This is a genomic window from Streptomyces sp. NPDC005374 (genome assembly GCF_042872225.1).
In the GTDB taxonomy this organism is placed as follows: domain Bacteria; phylum Actinomycetota; class Actinomycetes; order Streptomycetales; family Streptomycetaceae; genus Streptomyces.
On record NZ_JBIAKA010000001.1, the window covers coordinates 450,073 to 464,878 of the forward strand.

At 70.1% G+C, this 14,806-nt stretch carries 18 protein-coding genes; 1 reads left to right on the forward strand and 17 read right to left on the reverse strand.

Annotation, left to right across the window (positions count from 1 at the left end):
• Positions 1–2 precede the first annotated feature (2 nt).
• The 15 genes from ACFYRX_RS02125 to ACFYRX_RS02195 all read right to left on the reverse strand — a co-directional run bounded on the left by ACFYRX_RS02125 (position 3) and on the right by ACFYRX_RS02195 (position 11,854).
• A complete protein-coding gene (locus tag ACFYRX_RS02125) occupies positions 3–215 on the reverse strand; it encodes a hypothetical protein (protein ID WP_389095785.1) in 213 nt (70 codons plus the stop codon).
• A 311-nt stretch (positions 216–526) separates the two neighbouring features.
• A complete protein-coding gene (locus ACFYRX_RS02130; protein WP_389095787.1) occupies positions 527–1,156 on the reverse strand; it encodes an OmpA family protein in 630 nt (209 codons plus the stop codon).
• An 8-nt stretch (positions 1,157–1,164) separates the two neighbouring features.
• Positions 1,165–1,743 carry a hypothetical protein gene (locus ACFYRX_RS02135; RefSeq protein WP_389095789.1) on the reverse strand — a complete coding sequence of 193 codons (579 nt, stop codon included), beginning with the start codon at positions 1,741–1,743 and terminating at the stop codon, positions 1,165–1,167.
• A gap of 34 nt (positions 1,744–1,777) precedes the next feature.
• On the reverse strand, positions 1,778–2,377 hold the full coding sequence (locus ACFYRX_RS02140; RefSeq protein ID WP_389096881.1) for a pilus assembly protein TadG-related protein: 600 nt from the start codon (positions 2,375–2,377) through the stop codon (positions 1,778–1,780).
• Positions 2,374–2,535: a hypothetical protein gene (locus ACFYRX_RS02145; RefSeq protein ID WP_280863799.1), complete on the reverse strand. Its 162-nt coding sequence runs from the start codon at positions 2,533–2,535 to the stop codon at positions 2,374–2,376. The genes ACFYRX_RS02140 and ACFYRX_RS02145 overlap by 4 nt, the downstream gene beginning before the upstream one ends.
• Before the next feature lie 115 nt (positions 2,536–2,650).
• The gene (locus ACFYRX_RS02150) at positions 2,651–3,463 is read right to left on the reverse strand and encodes a response regulator (RefSeq protein WP_389095791.1); all 813 of its coding nucleotides are present in this window, start codon (positions 3,461–3,463) and stop codon (positions 2,651–2,653) included.
• A 46-nt stretch (positions 3,464–3,509) separates the two neighbouring features.
• A complete protein-coding gene (locus ACFYRX_RS02155) occupies positions 3,510–4,937 on the reverse strand; it encodes a sensor histidine kinase (RefSeq protein WP_389096884.1) in 1,428 nt (475 codons plus the stop codon).
• 16 nt (positions 4,938–4,953) lie between these two features.
• Positions 4,954–5,844, reverse strand: a complete 891-nt coding sequence (locus tag ACFYRX_RS02160) for a DUF5936 domain-containing protein (RefSeq protein ID WP_389095792.1) — start codon at positions 5,842–5,844, stop codon at positions 4,954–4,956.
• Positions 5,845–5,856: 12 nt separating this feature from the next.
• Entirely contained in the window at positions 5,857–6,801 is a 945-nt protein-coding gene (locus ACFYRX_RS02165) for a type II secretion system F family protein (protein ID WP_389095794.1), read from the reverse strand.
• 11 nt (positions 6,802–6,812) lie between these two features.
• On the reverse strand, positions 6,813–8,150 hold the full coding sequence (locus tag ACFYRX_RS02170; RefSeq protein ID WP_389095796.1) for a CpaF family protein: 1,338 nt from the start codon (positions 8,148–8,150) through the stop codon (positions 6,813–6,815).
• 13 nt (positions 8,151–8,163) lie between these two features.
• A complete protein-coding gene (locus ACFYRX_RS02175; RefSeq protein WP_389095798.1) occupies positions 8,164–8,517 on the reverse strand; it encodes a TadE/TadG family type IV pilus assembly protein in 354 nt (117 codons plus the stop codon).
• Between the two features lies 1 nt (position 8,518).
• Positions 8,519–8,917: a TadE/TadG family type IV pilus assembly protein gene (locus tag ACFYRX_RS02180; protein ID WP_389095800.1), complete on the reverse strand. Its 399-nt coding sequence runs from the start codon at positions 8,915–8,917 to the stop codon at positions 8,519–8,521.
• The gene (locus ACFYRX_RS02185) at positions 8,914–10,164 is read right to left on the reverse strand and encodes a CpaE family protein (RefSeq protein WP_389095802.1); all 1,251 of its coding nucleotides are present in this window, start codon (positions 10,162–10,164) and stop codon (positions 8,914–8,916) included. Before ACFYRX_RS02185 ends, ACFYRX_RS02180 begins: the two co-directional genes overlap by 4 nt.
• Before the next feature lie 9 nt (positions 10,165–10,173).
• Positions 10,174–10,881 (reverse strand): Flp pilus assembly protein CpaB, encoded by a 708-nt coding sequence (cpaB, locus tag ACFYRX_RS02190; protein WP_389095804.1) that lies wholly within the window; start codon positions 10,879–10,881, stop codon positions 10,174–10,176.
• Positions 10,882–10,945: 64 nt separating this feature from the next.
• A complete protein-coding gene (locus ACFYRX_RS02195; RefSeq protein ID WP_389095806.1) occupies positions 10,946–11,854 on the reverse strand; it encodes a hypothetical protein in 909 nt (302 codons plus the stop codon).
• 244 nt (positions 11,855–12,098) lie between these two features.
• On the opposite strand from ACFYRX_RS02195, the gene ACFYRX_RS02200 reads away from it, so the two are divergent.
• The gene (locus ACFYRX_RS02200) at positions 12,099–13,802 is read left to right on the forward strand and encodes a chitinase (protein ID WP_389095808.1); all 1,704 of its coding nucleotides are present in this window, start codon (positions 12,099–12,101) and stop codon (positions 13,800–13,802) included.
• Positions 13,803–13,819: 17 nt separating this feature from the next.
• Here ACFYRX_RS02200 and ACFYRX_RS02205 read toward each other — a convergent pair whose 3' ends face one another.
• Both ACFYRX_RS02205 and ACFYRX_RS02210 read right to left on the reverse strand, forming a co-directional pair.
• A complete protein-coding gene (locus ACFYRX_RS02205; RefSeq protein WP_389095810.1) occupies positions 13,820–14,137 on the reverse strand; it encodes a hypothetical protein in 318 nt (105 codons plus the stop codon).
• Positions 14,134–14,688 (reverse strand): hypothetical protein, encoded by a 555-nt coding sequence (locus tag ACFYRX_RS02210; protein WP_389095812.1) that lies wholly within the window; start codon positions 14,686–14,688, stop codon positions 14,134–14,136. Before ACFYRX_RS02210 ends, ACFYRX_RS02205 begins: the two co-directional genes overlap by 4 nt.
• Positions 14,689–14,806: the final 118 nt, after the last annotated feature.

A 14,806-nucleotide genomic window follows, 5' to 3' on the forward strand; every position in this document is an offset into this window, starting at 1 on the left:
GTTCAGCGGTTCAGGTCCATGACCCCAACACCGATCCCGGCGTAGGCCTCCGGCGCGACCGTGGCCACCAGTGCACCTTCCGGCAGCATCGCGTTCGGTCGTGCCACATGCGCTGCGGCCGCGACACCGAGGGCGACACCGTCGTGGACCAGCTCGGCCACGGTCACGGCCAGCGCGTAGTCGTCGTCGATGACGCGGAACACGTCCGGCAGCACGCCTGCGTGGGCACGACCCCCGCCCGCTCGCGTTCAGAAGGGCTGTCTGGCGCACGGCACCCACCGCGGACAGACCTGCGAGCAGTGGCAGATCGAGGTGACCGGCGGTGGACGCGTCTGGTACCTCCTGGACACCAACCGCGAGACCTGCTGGATCACCTTCGCCGGAACGGGGCATCCTCGGGCCACGGACCGTTCTTGAAGCCTGAGCGAGCGTCCGGTGACCACCGCCGGGGACTGCCATCGGCTCCAAGCCCGCCGCAGTACTCCGACCGCCAGTCGTACGTCCGTGTCCTGGACCACGCCGGTCGTCAGCTCTCCCCTCGCGGGAAGGACACCTCCACGCGGCGGTTCTTCTTGCGGCTTGTCTCTGTCGCGTTGGAGGCGATCGGGTACTGCTCGCCGTAGCCGCGTACCTCGAAGGTGATGTTCGGGTCGTTCAGTTCCTGGTCCAGGACGTCCTGTACGGCGTTGGCGCGCTGTTTCGAGAGGACGTCGCCGTGGGCCGCGGAGCCGAGGTTGTCGGTGAAGCCGAAGACGCGGATCTGGGTCGCCTTCTGGTTCTTGATCTCCGCTGCGATGGCGGAGATACGGGCCTTGGCCTCGCCGTTCAGTTTCGAGCTGTCCTTGCCGAACAGGACTTCCGCCTGGAGGGCGAACTTCACGTCCGCGTTGGTGTCCTCGCGGCGTTCGTCTCCGCTCTGGTCCTCGACGACCTGCTTGATGTCCAGGACCTTCGGTTCGGCGAGGGTGGCGCCCTCCGGGAGCTTCAGGTCCGGGTCGTTGGGGTCGACTTCGACCGGCGCGGAGGCGGAGGGCTCGGTGCCCGGGGGGACGCTGGGGTCGTCGTCGGCCCGGGCGGGCGCGGTGAGAGTCAGGGCCGCCATGACCGAGGCGAGGGTCATGACCAGGGCGAGGCGCGGTGGCGTGTGGGTGGTCATGGGTCGCGTCACCCGGAGATCTGGATGGTGGCGGAGGCGAAGGTGGGGAGTTGGAAGTCGACCTCGGTCGTACCGGTCGGCGGAGCCGGGAACTGCATGAACACCGGGATGGACGCACCCGCCTCGATCCTCGGCATGCCCGTGGTGGTGAGGGGGCGGCCGTCGGTGTCGCGCAGAACGTAGTAACGCTTCTTGGACTTGGAGTCGACGAGGGTCGCCCCGCCGAGCGACGAGCCGTGCCTGATGATCTCGGTTTCGTCACCCGCCGTCCGAACCGAGACGCGGGCCGCCTTGTCGCCGTCGTTCTTCATCTCGCCGCTCACCGTGAGGAACCCCCCGGAGTCCCGCTGCACGGCGGCAATTTGGAGGATCAGCCCGTCTTCACCCTTGAGTTCGGCGATGGGCTCGTCCGTTCCCTCTTGCGTGCTCGCGCCGGAGCCGCCGCTCTTGGAAGCGGACGCGGAGGCTTCCGGCTTCTTGCCGTCGTCGCCTCCACCGCCGCAGCCGGCCACGCCGACGGCCAGACCGGCCGCGATCGTCAGTGCGACCATCCCCCTGCGGGCCCTCGCCGTGAACCGCATGCTCATTGCTCTGCTTCCTTCGTCAGTCGTCGGTCGTTCGTCAGTCGGCCAGATGGACGTCGAAGAGATCCTCGGGCCCTGGGAGATCCTCGAGATGCTTCGGATCCAGAGTCCAATCACCGTCGTCACAAGTGAGCTTCGGCAGCACGTCCGCCCCGGCATCCGCTGCCAGGGGGTCGAAATCACAGGCCGGCTCGATGACGGCAGTGGCCTGCTGCTTCGACTTCCTGTTCTCGGTGCCGGGCACGATGGAATCACCGACGGTCTTGTTGGTCGTCGCCTCTACCTCGTAGCCCGGGTACTCCCCCGTCACCGCCCCGCAGACGACCGTGGCGTCGTTCTGTGCGGCCAGTTGGTCCGCCCGTGCGCAGCCGTCGTACGGCACTCCGAGACCGTCGAAGATGTCCCGCCACTTGGTGGGGTCGAGTACGTTCTCCACCCACTCCTTGGTGAGTTCGTCCCGCGTGTCCAGAGCCGCCGCCAGCGCCGCCGCGTCGGCAGCCGTCTGGGCGCCGTTCCGGTTCGCCGCGGCCTGGCCGACCGCCAGATAGGCGAACGCGAGAAAGAGCAGGCCCGCCACCACCATGATGTAGATGGGGAAAGCCTGCCCTGCGTCGTTGGGCCGACGAGCCTGCGTCAGGCGCCGATGACTTCGTCGATCTTGTCCACGATCGCGTCGTAGATGGCCTGACCGATGTCCGTCCCCGTGATCGCCAGCACGATCGCCACCACCACCGCGATGATGCCCAGGTACTCGACCGCGGTCTGGCCCTTGTCGTCGTTGAACCGGTTGTTCATGATGATGGGCCCCTTCGGCGTCGTCGCTGTCGACCTCCGGAACGTAGGCCGGAGCGGGCGGTTCGGCGGAGGGTCCCTGGGCCCAAATCCGGGCCCAAGTCGGCATCCTCATGGCTCACCCCACTCCCCGGCTGGAACCGGGCGCCGTGCCCAGCCACTTCGCGGCGGCCTCGGAGCGGCTCGTGCTGTGGAGCTTGGCGAAGATGCGGTTGATGTGGTTCTTGACCGTCTTCTCGCTGATGAAGCAGGCGGCGGCGATCTGCTGGTTGTTCATGCCGGATGCGATGAGGTCCATGATCTCCGCCTCCCTCGCGCTGAGTTGGAAACGCGACCTGTCCAACAAGGACTGTCCCACAACTGGTTGCAATCGCGAAAGGGTTTGCGGGGAAATTGTGGAGACGGCAGATGGGAGTTCCACGACCTTGTGTGCAGTCGCACTTGACTCCCGGAGCTGTGCCAGTACCGCGCCGGCCGCCGTGGGGGTCAGGTGGGTGCGACCCTCCACGGTGTCCCGTACGGCCACCACCAACTGGTCCGCCGTGAACTCGCCGTGGACCAGGTAGCCGTGGGCTCCCCTGCGCAGGGCCTCCTGGACGATCTCCGGCTCACCGCTGTACGTCAGCATCAGCACCGGGGCGATCGGCACGAGGTACGGGAGCGCCGCGATTCCGTCCACGCCCGGCATCCGGACGTCCAGGAGGATCACGTCGGGGCGGTGCCGGTTGGCGGCCTCGTACGCCTCGCGGCCGTCCGCCGCCTGCGCTACGACGGTGATGTCCTCGCGGCCCGAGAGGAGCGCGGTGAGGCCCGCTCGGACGACCGGGTTGTCGTCGGCGACGACGATCCGTACGGGGGTGGGCTGCGGTGCCTTCGGGAACAGGGCGAACGGTCGGGGGGTGGGGGTGGAGGGTGTGGAGTCGTTCGGCATTCGTGGCCTCCTCTCGGAGTGGGAGGGGTGGGAGGGGTGGGGGTCGTTACCGGTCAGGGGGTGGCTGTGGTGACAGAGGGAGTTCCACGCGGACCTCCGTGCCTGCTGCCACGGCGCCTTCGCCTATGTGGATGCGCGCGCCCACCGACTCGGCGCGTTCCACCATGCCGACCAGGCCGAAGTGACCGGACCGGCGGAGTTCGTCGAGCGTGGTGCCTGGGGGGAGGCCGTGGCCGTCGTCGTGGACGCTGATGCGGAGCAGGCTGTGGTCGAGGTCGACGTTCGCGCTCACGTCGAGGTGGGTGGCCCGGGCGTGGCGGTGGGCGTTCTCCATCGCCTCCTCGGTGATGGTGAGGAGTTGGCGGGCCACCGTATGGGGGACAGCAAGGGGATGTGTGGGCGCCCGGTAGGTCGACGGGAGTCCGGTGCGGGCGCTGAAGTCCCTTGTCCGGGTCGCCAGTTCGTCGAGGATGTCCGTCGTGGGGGCCGGGTCGGGGTCCCTGCGCAGGTCGGTGACGAGTTCGCGGGATTCCGTCACGGCTTGGCGGGCTGCCCGGGCCACCAGTTCCGCCTGCTGCCTGAGCAGGGCCGGGTCGGGGGGCCGGTCCGCCGCCGTGGCTGCCAAGCCCTCCGCTGCCAGCGCCACGCCGTGCAGCGTCTTCGCCACCGAGTCGTGCATCTCCCTGGCCAGCCGGGCCCGTTCCTCGCTGATCGCCTCCGTCACCGCCAGGCGGGCCTTCATCGCCGTGAGGGCCTGGGTCGCCGTACCGAAGCGGAGCAGGAGGTTGCGGAGGGTGGAGCCGAGCGCTCCGGTGATCACGCAGAAGCCGGGGAGCAGGAGGGTGTCGGCGGGGGTGGTGTTCGGGTGCGGGAGGGCTGTCTGGGCCAGGAGCAGGATCAGGGACTGGAGGGAGGCGAAGACGGCGGCGCCTCGCCAGCTGTAGGCGATGCCGGCGAGGAGGGGGGTGCAGACGCTGACGTAGGCGAGCGTGGTGTCGGGGCCCGCGGAGATCAGCAGCAGGCTGCCGAAGAGGGTGTCCGCGGCAAGGAGGGTGGGGTGGCGCAGGAGCAGGGGGCCGAAGCGTTCCCAGTCCCTGAAGAGGGCGTACGACACCATGAACGTGACGACGACAGCGGCGCCGACCAGGCGGATGCCGAGGCCGGGGCTGGCGTTGAGGAGGGCGGCGGGGGCGGCCAGGGCGATCATCGCGAGGCGGAAGCCGAAGACTTGGCGGCACATTGCCTGGAGGGCGTTGACCTGGATGTTCAGTGCGGGTGCGGGTGCGGGTGCGTGGGGGTGCGGGTTTTTTGCGTTCCTACCCGCACCACCCGCACCACCCGTGCGGCCATCGTCGTCGGGTGCGGGTGGCCCCTGCGCCGGCTGATCGCCGTCGGCGGCCGCGCGTCCGTGGGGACCCGTCGGCCGCCACGACTCCAGTCCCAGCCCCGGCACCATCCTCCGTGAACCCGTCATCGACATGGCCCGCCCCCTACTTCCCCGTGATCGTGCCGAAGTCGGTGCCCGAGCCCAGCAGGAGCCCCGCGGCCAGCAGGAGCATCGTGGCCGGGACCATGAACGTGGTGATCATCATGGTGGCCTTGGGGACCGCGCGGGCGGCCTTGCGGCGGGCGTTCTGGGCGTCCGTGCGGCGCATGTCCTTGGCCAGGGAGACCAGGGTGTCCACGATGGGCGCGCCCAGTTCCTCGCCCTGCTGGAGTGCCGTCACGAACATCGCCACCTGTTCGGAGTCGTTGCGGCGACGCAGTTCCGCGAAGGCCTGGCGGCGGCTCATGCCGAGGTCCATCTGGCGTAGCGTGATGCGGAGTTCGTCGGCCCAGGGGCCCTCGTACTTGGAGGCCACCCGGTCGAGGGCCTGGCGGAAGCCGAGGCCCGCGCTCACCACCACCGCCAGCACGTCCAGGAAGTCGGGAAGTGTGCGCTCGATGACGTCCTTGCGCACCCGGATCGCCGACCAGATGCCGACCTCCGTCCAGAACGCCCCGAACGCCAGCAGGAGCAGCGCCACCAGGATCTGGCCGCGGAGCAGGAAGACCAGGAAGCCCAGGGCGCCGAGGAAGCCGTACACCGCCCTGCGGGCCGCGTAGCGGTTGATGGTCAGGCCGCCGGGGTTGCCCGCCAGGTCGATCTTGCGGCGGTATTTCGCCACCTGTTTGGGGCCCATCAGACGCAGGACGGCGGGCGCGTAGCGCATGCCCATGCGGTCGACGAGAGAGTCCACCGCGCCGGTGCGGGTCGAACCCACCTCCAGGGCCAGCATCAGGTCGCTGGGGAGTTTCGCCTCCGCGCGGTACATGCGGATGCCGGCGAAGACGCCCCACACGCTCACGGCCATCAACAGGGCCAGTCCGACAGCGATCATGTCCTCACCCCCTCAGATGTCGATGCGTGACAGGCGGCGGATGAGGATGAATCCCACCGCGTACAGAGCGAACGCGATGATCACCGCCCCCTGGCCCAGCGGTGAGCCCGTCATGCGTTCCAGCGCGCCGCCCTTCACGCCGTTCATCAGGAACAGCGAGCCGATGCCCAGGACCGGGACGGCGTACGACGTCATGTTCACCTGGGAGAGCTGGGTGCGGACCTCGCGCCGCGTCTCCTTGCGCTCCTCCAGGGTCTCGGTGAGGTTGCGCAGCGCGCTGACCACCTGGCCGCCCGCCCGGTTGGAGAGCACCAGGGTCGTCACCAGGACCACCAGTTCCCGGGACGGCAGTCGCTTCGCCATCTCGTCGAGCGCGTCCTCCATCGACACGCCCACCGCCAACTGGTTGGCCACGTTCCCCAGTTCCTCGCCGGCCGGTGCCTCCAGCTCCTCCGCCGCCATGCCGATCGCGGTGCGCAGGGCGAGGCCCGCGTGGGTGGCGTTGGCCAGGATGCGGGCCAGTTCGGGGAGTTGGTTGATGAACTTCTCGATGCGCTTCTGACGCTGCCAGTTGAGGAACTGCACTGCCGCCCAGATGCCCACCAGCGCGGCGATCGGTCCGAAGAAGGGGGCGAGTGTCTCCTGGCCGATCAGCCAGAGGCCCGCCACCGCGACGAGCATCGCGGCGAAGAACTCGCCCGGCGTCACGTCCAGGCCCGTCGCCGCGATCCGGAGTTCCAGCTGCCTGCCGAACCGGGTGCGGCGCAGTCGGCCGTCGAGGTCGCGGAAGTGGCGCCGACGGCCGGTGTACGGCACCTGGCCCTCGGCCGACAGCCGGTCGACCAGGTCCGCCCGCTGGGCCCGGCCCCTGGCGTACACGTGGACGCCGACGACGGCCAGCACGCAGGTCACCAACGTGATCCCGATGGTGAGGGCGACTAGGTTCTGGAGGTCCATGGGGGTGCGTCCTACCTGGCTTCTCGGACGGCCAGCTCGGCCGCGGACTGGGCCACGCCGAAGGCCTGGGGGGTGGGCTGGCTCGCCATGTAGAGGCGGTCGACGGTACGGCGCGGAAGCGGGAAGTACTCGAACCGGCCGTAGATCCGGCCGTCCGACGCCATGGGCTGGGCCTTGAAGCGGGCCACCGACACCAGGCGGTACGGCTCGCTGCCGTGGCTGTCGAGCAGGGCGATCTCGGTGATGCGGCGGGCGCCGTCGGCGAACCGGGTGAGCTGGATGATCACGTCGACCGCACTGTTGATCTGGTCGTGCAGCGCCTCGAAGGGGATCTCCAGCTCCGACATGGACGCCAGGGTCTTGAGCCGCATCAGCGCGTCCTCCGCGCTGTTGGCGTGGACCGTGGCGAGGGAACCGTCGTGGCCCGTCGACATCGCCTGGAGCATGTCGAGGGACTCGCCGCCGCGGACCTCACCGACGACGATCCGGTCGGGGCGCATGCGCAGCGAGTTGCGGACCAGGTCGCGGATGGTGATCTGGCCCTGGCCCTCGACGTTCGGCGGGCGCGACTCCAGCCGGACCACGTGCCGTTGCTGGAGCTGGAGTTCGGCCGAGTCCTCGATGGTGATGATCCGGTCACCGTCGGGGATGAGACCGGAGAGGGCGTTGAGGAGGGTCGTCTTCCCGGTGCCCGTCGCGCCCGCGACGATGATGTTGAAGCGGGCCTGCACCAGGCCCGCCAGCAGGTACAGCATCTGCTCGTCGAGCGAGCCGAAGCCGGCCAGTTCCTGGAGCGTGTAGGAGCGGGGGAAGCGGCGGATCGTGAGGATGGCGCCGGTCAGGGAGAGCGGCGGGATGATGACGTTGACGCGTTCGCCGGAGGGGAGGCGGGCGTCGACCATCGGGTTCGTCTCGTCGACGCGCCGGTTGACCGTCGAGACTATTCGCTCGATGGTCTGCATCAGCTGGTCGTGGGAGGGGAAGCGCAGCGGCAACTGCTCGACCCGGCCGGCGCGTTCGACGAAGATCGAGTCCGGTCCGTTGACCATGATCTCGGTGATGGAGGCGTCTTCGAGCAGGGGTTCCAGGATGCCCAGGCCGAGGGCCTCGTCGACCACCCGCCGGATCAGCTGCGAGCGTTCGACGGTCGACAGGACCGGACCCTCACGGCTGATGATGTGCCCGAGCACCCGCTCAAGACGGGCCCGGCGCTCGGCCGCCGCCAGCGAGCTCATCTCCGCGAGGTCGATCTCCTCCAGGAGCTTGGCCCGGTAGGAGGAGACCAGGTGGCCGTCCTCGCCCCGACTGCCGTTCTCCTCGGGGGTGTTGATGCGGGACCGCAGGCTCATGGGGGTACCTCGTTCAGTGGTCGAGCGGCATGGTGGCGGTCTTGACTGCAGGGTCGAAGCTCCAGCCGGGGACGATCGACGGGATCTGGACGGTGGCGGTGACGGTGACCGAGTCGCCGCCCCCGCCCTCGGCGCAGTCGACGGACAGCCAGTCGCTGATCGCGTTCACACAGCCGTCCTGCGCGCTCAGGTCCAGCGAGGCGGCCCGCGCCCCGGCCCTGGCCGCCGTACCGGCCTGCTGGGCGGTGTAGGCGATGAGCCCGATCTGTACGCCGGCCATGGCGACGAGGATCAGGATCGGGATGAAGCCCAGGTATTCGAGGGCGACCTGGCCGCGGTCGCGAGTGCTCTTCCGGGAGTACGACATCTCAGTCCTTGTCCTCCTCCACCGCGCCCGCGTGGCCGTCGACCTTGAAGGGGAAGGCGATCGAGCCCGGGAAGAGGACGGGGACGTCGAGGTGGACGTCGGCCGTGACATAGCCGCCGCCCGTGGAGCAGCTCACCTGGCCGCTCCAGGCGCCGGGCAGCTTGTCCAGTCCCGCCTGCTCGCACGCGGCCTCCCGCTCGCCCGGCGCCGCCGCCGTCGCGGCCCGTACCGCCTCGTCCGCAGCATTCCCCGCGAGTGTGAACGTGTATCCCAGCAGCACGAACTGCCACAGCAGCACCAGGGTGATCAGGATCAGCGGGGTCATCCCGAGGAACTCGATCGTCACCTGCCCCTCGTCACGCCGGAACGGCCGGAACCGCCGGAGCGCCCGGGTGCTCATCTCCCCAGCTCCTTGCGCCGCCGGAAGGTCAGCGCCCCCCGCTCCCGCCCCCCGTTGCGATGGGAGTTCGCCTCCGTGCCCTTGACCAGGCCCAGTTCACCGGCGAGCGTCCACAGGGCCTGCTTGACCGTGCCCTTGGCGTCGAGTTCATGGACCCGGCCCGCGTCCACCGCGGCCTGCAACTCCTTGAAGTTCGCCGGGATCACGGTCGCCGCGACCCCCGTGCCGGTGATCTTCTGGATGAGCGCGGGCTGGATCTCCGTGGTGCGGCTGTGGCGGTTGACGACGACGGTGGTCTCCTCGGCCTTGCGGACCTGGAGCCGGTCCCACATGCGTACGGCACGCTTGGCGCCCCGGACGGCGACGACGTCCGGGGTGGTGACGAGGAGGGCGGTGTCGGCCATCTCCACGACCGCCGCGCCTGCCCCGCTGAGCTGTGCCCCGCAGTCGACGACCACGACCTCGTAGCGGGAGCGCAGGGCGCTCACGATCTGGCGGGCGGAGCGCTCGGTCACCTCCTCGCCGCGTTCGCCGTCGCCGGGGGCGAGCAGCAGCGCCAGGCCTGTGTCGTGGCTGAAGACGGCGTCGGCGAGGACGCGCGGGGAGATGTCGGTGATGGTGGCGAGGTCGGCGACCGAGCGGCGGAACTGGACGTCCAGGTAGGAGGCGACGTCGCCGGTCTGGAGGTCCATGTCGAGCAGGGCGGTGGTGCGCCCGGAGGCCTGGGCGGCGAGGGCGAGCTGGATGGCGGTCGTGGTGGCGCCGACGCCGCCCTTGGCGCCGCTGACGGTGACGACGGTGCCGCCGACGCCGGTGAAGACGTCTCCGGCGGCGCCCAGGTGCCGTCGTACGCCCACGGACCACTGGGCGACCGCGTGCACCCGGTTCGCGAGCTCCTCGTAGCCGAGCGGGAGGGCGATGAGGCCGCGGGCGCCGTAGTCCATGGCGGCCTGGAAGAGGCCGGGGCTGACGTCGGAGGTGACGAGGATGACTCCCACGGCCGGGAAGCGCAGGGCCACCTCGCGGATGAGCTCCAGGGCCGGGACGGGGCCGATGCGCTCATGGACGACGACCACTTCCGGCAGTTCGTCGATCGACTCGGACGCCAGGCGGGCGAGGGTGTCGATGAGCTGGGTGGAGTCGTTCACCGGGGTCACGGGCTCGGCGTCCGGGAGCTGGCTGAGCAGCGTGGTGAGGGAACGGACCGCGTCCGCGTCGCCGACGGCCGGGAGGATCCTCGTGGGCATGGCGGCCTCTCACTTGTCCTTCGCGAGTTCGTACGTGCGGTCCCGCTCGGGGACCGTGCCGGTCTCGCCGGGGGCGACCAGGGCGAGCCGGACGCGCTTGGCGAACGACTCGGCGTACGTGATGCGCTGGGCGTCGAGCGCGGAGAGCGCGAAGGTGATGGGGCGGGCCTTGGTTGCCTCACGGGTGCGTTCGTCGGCGTCGGGCTGCAGCGCGGTGAGGTCACCGACGTCGAGGATCCGGGCGTTCGTCACGATGATCTTCGACTGGTCCGGGTCGCCCTCCCGCTGCCCCTCGAAGGTGGCGTACACGTTGACCAGGGAGCCCGGTGTGATCTTGCCGGCGACGCCGGTCGCCGCGTCGATCATGATGGCGACCTCCTGCTGCCCGGGCTGGAGGGCGGGCTGGTCGACGATCATGTCGCTCTGCAGCAGGGAGCCCTGCTTGAGGGTCGTCACGGCGATCTTGTTCTTGAGGGCGGCGAGGTCGGTGACCGCGTTGGCCGACAGCCAGCGCTTGGGCATCTCGGTCTTCTCGAACTGCGCCGCGGTGAGCCGGGTGTACGGCGGGATGTCGTTCCTGACCTCGTACGCCGTGACCTCGGGGCCGACCTTGGACTTCGCGTCGTTGATGACGGACAGCACGCCGGCGAAGGCCGCGAGGGCGCCCAGGACCGACAGGAGCAGGAGTATCACGCCGCGGCGCTGACGGGAGTTCATGAACCGTGCAACCTCGTTGGGGGCTAGGTCGAGCGGAATCGGGGCTGGGGCGGTCCGGTGCGGCTCACCCGGCGGGCAGTTGGTGCTGTCGCTGCGGTTGCAGCTGTTGGTGCTGTTGTTGATGGGGTGCGGACGTCACCGGTGCGGTGGCCGAACAGAAGACGCAGCGGTCCCCGATGACGTCGATACCGCACCAGTGACAGATGTTCTGCCGTACCGAGGTGACCAGTTGGTAAAGGACGGACAGGTCGGGCAGGAAGGTGCAGAACTCGATCAGCTTGCCGGTGCCCCACCACTCGGCGGACTCGGCGGGCAGCGGGCACTCGCGCAGCCCCTGGACCCGCCAGGTCCTGGCCAGGTCCCCGGAGACCCAGTCGGACTGGAGCTGGCCGCGGGCGACGAGCATCGAGGTGGCGAACTCCGGGCCGGCGAGCGTGGCGTCCGGGGCGATCCTGACGAGCTGCGGCTGGGGGTGGGCGAGCACGGCGAACTGGCTGCCCGGCACCCAGGACTTGGCGTGCGACTTGAGACCCACGGGGACCCGGTCGAGTTTCGCGACCGAGCCGAGGAGCGCGCCCGCGTGGAGGTAGTGGGTGAGCAGCCGGCCGGCCGAGGCGAGGACGCCCGGGCTGAGGTCGCAGGAGGCGAGCTGTCTCAACTGGCGGGCCACGACGGCGGTCGCGAGGGGCGGCAGTTCGGGGCGGAACAGGGCGATGCGGTCGCTCTCCAGGAGGGACCGCACGGTGCGCAGCCGCTGGTCCACCGCCGGCGGCACGGCATGGGAGTACACGACGATCACATGGCCGTGCTGGTCGATCAACGACTGCAGGGCGGCGAGCGAGTGGTCGAGCGGCTGCCGGTCGAGGCCGTCGAGCACGACGGCGGGCAGAGTCCGCTCGTCCTGCGCCGGCAGCGCCATGTCGGCACCGGTCACTGCGATGGCAGTTGGCACGCGCAGCTCCCCGTATCCCATGCCCGTGGGTCCGACGGATCACTCCGGCACACCCGGTCGACTTCACTGCGTGACTACCTGAGCACTGTAACCACGGCTCTATGACCGGAGAACAGCGATTCTGTGACTTCCTGACCCGGGTGACGGATCAAAAGCGGGCGATTCCTGCCCAGATGGGGCGCACTTGCCACGTGCGTGCTCCAGAGAAAGGCGAGTTGCGTATACATCCTTGACAGCGGGATTGGTCTGGACCAACTCTCTTGTCATGCCCATACTCAGCAGAAAACCGGTGCGGTTCCGGACCGCCGCCGCCGTCGTAGCCACCGCCGCCGTGACGCTCGCCCTGGGGCTCGCGGGACCGGCCTCCGCCGCGGATGTCAACAACGCGAAGAACGCCGGCTTCGAGTCCGGCCTGTCCTCCTGGACCTGTTCCGCGAGCAGCGGTACGACCGTCTCCGCACCCGTCCACGGCGGCTCGGCCGCGCTGAGAGCGACACCGGCCGGGCAGGACAACGCGCGCTGCAGCCAGACGGTCGCCGTGAAACCGAACTCGACGTACACCCTGAGCGCCTGGGTGCAGGGCGGCTACGCCTACCTGGGCGCGACCGGCACCGGCACGACGGACGTGTCGACCTGGACCCCGGACTCCGCCTCCTGGAAGCAGCTGTCGACGACCTTCACGACGGGCGCCTCCACGACCTCGGTGACGGTGTACACCCACGGCTGGTACGGACAGCCCGCCTACCTCGTGGACGACGTCTCCGTCTACGGCCCCGACGGCGGTGGCGGGTCCGGCCCCGCCCCGACGGTTCCCGGCGCCCCGGGCGGGCTCAGCGTCTCCGGTACGACCTCGTCGTCGGTCTCCCTGGCCTGGAACGCGGTGTCCGGGGCGACCGGCTACAACGTCTACCGCGCCGGTACGAAGGTCACGGCGGTGACCGGCACGTCGGCGACCGTGACCGGGCTCGCCGCCTCGACGTCGTACTCCTTCCAGGTCACGGCGGTGAACTCGGCGGGCGAGTCCGGGAAGTCGGGTGCGGTGGCGGGGACGACGACCGCCACTCCGGGCGGCGGGGGCGGCGCGCTGCCGAAGCACGCGGTCACCGGGTACTGGCAGAACTTCAACAACGGGGCGACGGTCCAGAAGCTGTCCGCCGTCCAGTCCCAGTACGACATCATCGCCGTCGCCTTCGCGGACGCGACGACGACTCCGGGTGCCGTGACCTTCAGCCTGGACTCGGCCGGGCTCGGCGGGTACACCGTCGACCAGTTCAAGGCGGACATCAGGGCGAAGCAGGCGGCCGGGAAGAAGGTCGTCGTGTCCGTGGGCGGCCAGAACGGCACGGTCTCGGTGAGCGACACCGCGTCGGCGGCGAACTTCGCGAACTCGGTGTACGCGCTGATGCAGACGTACGGCTTCGACGGCGTCGACATCGATCTGGAGAACGGGCTCAACCCCACTTATATGTCACAGGCGTTGCGATCGCTGGCCGCAAAGGCGGGGGGTTCGCTGGTGCTGACGATGGCACCGCAGACGATCGACATGCAGTCGACGTCGAACGGCTACTTCCAGACAGCGCTGAACGTGAAGGACATCCTCACGGTCGTCAACATGCAGTACTACAACAGCGGTTCGATGCTCGGCTGCGACGGCAAGGTGTACTCGCAGGGGTCGGTGGACTTCCTCACCGCCCTGGCCTGCATCCAGCTGGAGGGCGGACTGGCCCCGTCCCAGGTGGGGTTGGGGCTGCCGGCGTCCCCCAGCGGGGCGGGCAGCGGCTATGTCCCGCCGTCGGTGGTGAACAACGCGCTGGACTGTCTGACCAAGGGGTCGTCCTGCGGCTCCTTCAAGCCGTCGAGGACGTATCCCGACCTGCGCGGGGCCATGACCTGGTCGACGAACTGGGACGCGGCGGCGGGGAACGCGTGGTCGGGGGCGGTGGGGCCGCACGTGCACGGGTTGCCGTAGCCGTCGGTGGCCGCTGGTCAGGGCGCGGTCGCGTTGCGGCCCTGGACGACCGGCATGATCTGGCGGCCGGTACTTGCGGTCGTCGGCCGCAGCTCGTGCGCGCCCGTGCCGCGGAGGGTGACCAGACCGGAGTGCACGGGGTCGATCGCGCGGTCCGGGCGGTGGTGGCGCACGATGCTCGTCACGGTCAGGTCGATCGGCGCCCGCGTGTCGCGAACCCGCGAGAAGCGGGCGCCGAGGTGGACGGGGCCGCGGAGGCAGCGCACGACCACCGTCACCTCCGTCGCCGTGGCGCTGCGCACCTCGTGGATCTGGAGTTCGGCGTCCACCGTCACGTCAGCGGCCTGTAGTACCCGAGGACCGGGGCCAGTTGGGCGAACCACCCGGCCAGCTGGTCCCGGCCCTTGGCGTCCACGACGCACTCGTAGAAGCGGCTGTCGAGGTGGACGACGGCCACCATGAGGGTCTTGCCGTTGGGGCCGGCCTTGTAGTGGACGCTGCGGATCTCGTGCCAGGGGAACTCGGCGGAGTGACCGTGGTCCTCGAAAGCAACGCCCGCGGAGTCGACGACGACGGAGTTGTGCCGGTCCACGGCCATGAACTCGGGTCCGTCAACGGGCTGCTGGGCCGGGGCCGGGGCCGCCGGATACCCGTACTGGGGCGCCCCGTACTGCGGCGGGACCGGCGGATGGCCGTACGGCGGAGCGGGCGGCCCGAATCCCGGGGCCACGGGGACCGGCGGGCCGAAACCGGGCGGGGCGGCACCCGGCGGGGGCTGCGGGGGCGCGGCCGGCTCGGTGGAGGTTGGTGGGGCGAGGACCCAGTCCGCGGGGGGCTCGTCCGCTGGAGTGGGGGGCGGCTCGGTGGGGGGCTGGGGAGTGGTCATCGGCGTCGGCCCTCGTCCGTGGTGGGGTTTTCGGTCGCCGAGGATATCCGGCCGTTCCCGCCGCCGGGGCGGGCCGGGTCCCCCCGACCGCCCCCGACCGGTCTCCTCCGCAGACGCG

Excerpts from the sequence above, each read along its gene's own strand:
- ACFYRX_RS02160 (WP_389095792.1), bottom strand. The coding sequence starts at position 5,844 with ATGATCGCTGTCGGACTGGCCCTGTTGATGGCCGTGAGCGTGTGGGGC.
- ACFYRX_RS02155 (WP_389096884.1), bottom strand. The coding sequence starts at position 4,937 with ATGACGGGTTCACGGAGGATGGTGCCGGGGCTGGGACTGGAGTCGTGG.
- ACFYRX_RS02135 (WP_389095789.1), bottom strand. The coding sequence starts at position 1,743 with ATGAGCATGCGGTTCACGGCGAGGGCCCGCAGGGGGATGGTCGCACTG.
- ACFYRX_RS02165 (WP_389095794.1), bottom strand. The coding sequence starts at position 6,801 with ATGGACCTCCAGAACCTAGTCGCCCTCACCATCGGGATCACGTTGGTG.
- ACFYRX_RS02200 (WP_389095808.1), top strand. The coding sequence starts at position 12,099 with ATGCCCATACTCAGCAGAAAACCGGTGCGGTTCCGGACCGCCGCCGCC.
- ACFYRX_RS02195 (WP_389095806.1), bottom strand. The coding sequence starts at position 11,854 with ATGGGATACGGGGAGCTGCGCGTGCCAACTGCCATCGCAGTGACCGGT.
- ACFYRX_RS02210 (WP_389095812.1), bottom strand. The coding sequence starts at position 14,688 with ATGACCACTCCCCAGCCCCCCACCGAGCCGCCCCCCACTCCAGCGGAC.
- ACFYRX_RS02130 (WP_389095787.1), bottom strand. The coding sequence starts at position 1,156 with ATGACCACCCACACGCCACCGCGCCTCGCCCTGGTCATGACCCTCGCC.
- ACFYRX_RS02150 (WP_389095791.1), bottom strand. The coding sequence starts at position 3,463 with ATGCCGAACGACTCCACACCCTCCACCCCCACCCCCCGACCGTTCGCC.
- ACFYRX_RS02175 (WP_389095798.1), bottom strand. The coding sequence starts at position 8,517 with ATGTCGTACTCCCGGAAGAGCACTCGCGACCGCGGCCAGGTCGCCCTC.
- cpaB (WP_389095804.1), bottom strand. The coding sequence starts at position 10,881 with ATGAACTCCCGTCAGCGCCGCGGCGTGATACTCCTGCTCCTGTCGGTC.
- ACFYRX_RS02185 (WP_389095802.1), bottom strand. The coding sequence starts at position 10,164 with ATGCCCACGAGGATCCTCCCGGCCGTCGGCGACGCGGACGCGGTCCGT.
- ACFYRX_RS02145 (WP_280863799.1), bottom strand. The coding sequence starts at position 2,535 with ATGAACAACCGGTTCAACGACGACAAGGGCCAGACCGCGGTCGAGTAC.
- ACFYRX_RS02170 (WP_389095796.1), bottom strand. The coding sequence starts at position 8,150 with ATGAGCCTGCGGTCCCGCATCAACACCCCCGAGGAGAACGGCAGTCGG.
- ACFYRX_RS02180 (WP_389095800.1), bottom strand. The coding sequence starts at position 8,917 with ATGAGCACCCGGGCGCTCCGGCGGTTCCGGCCGTTCCGGCGTGACGAG.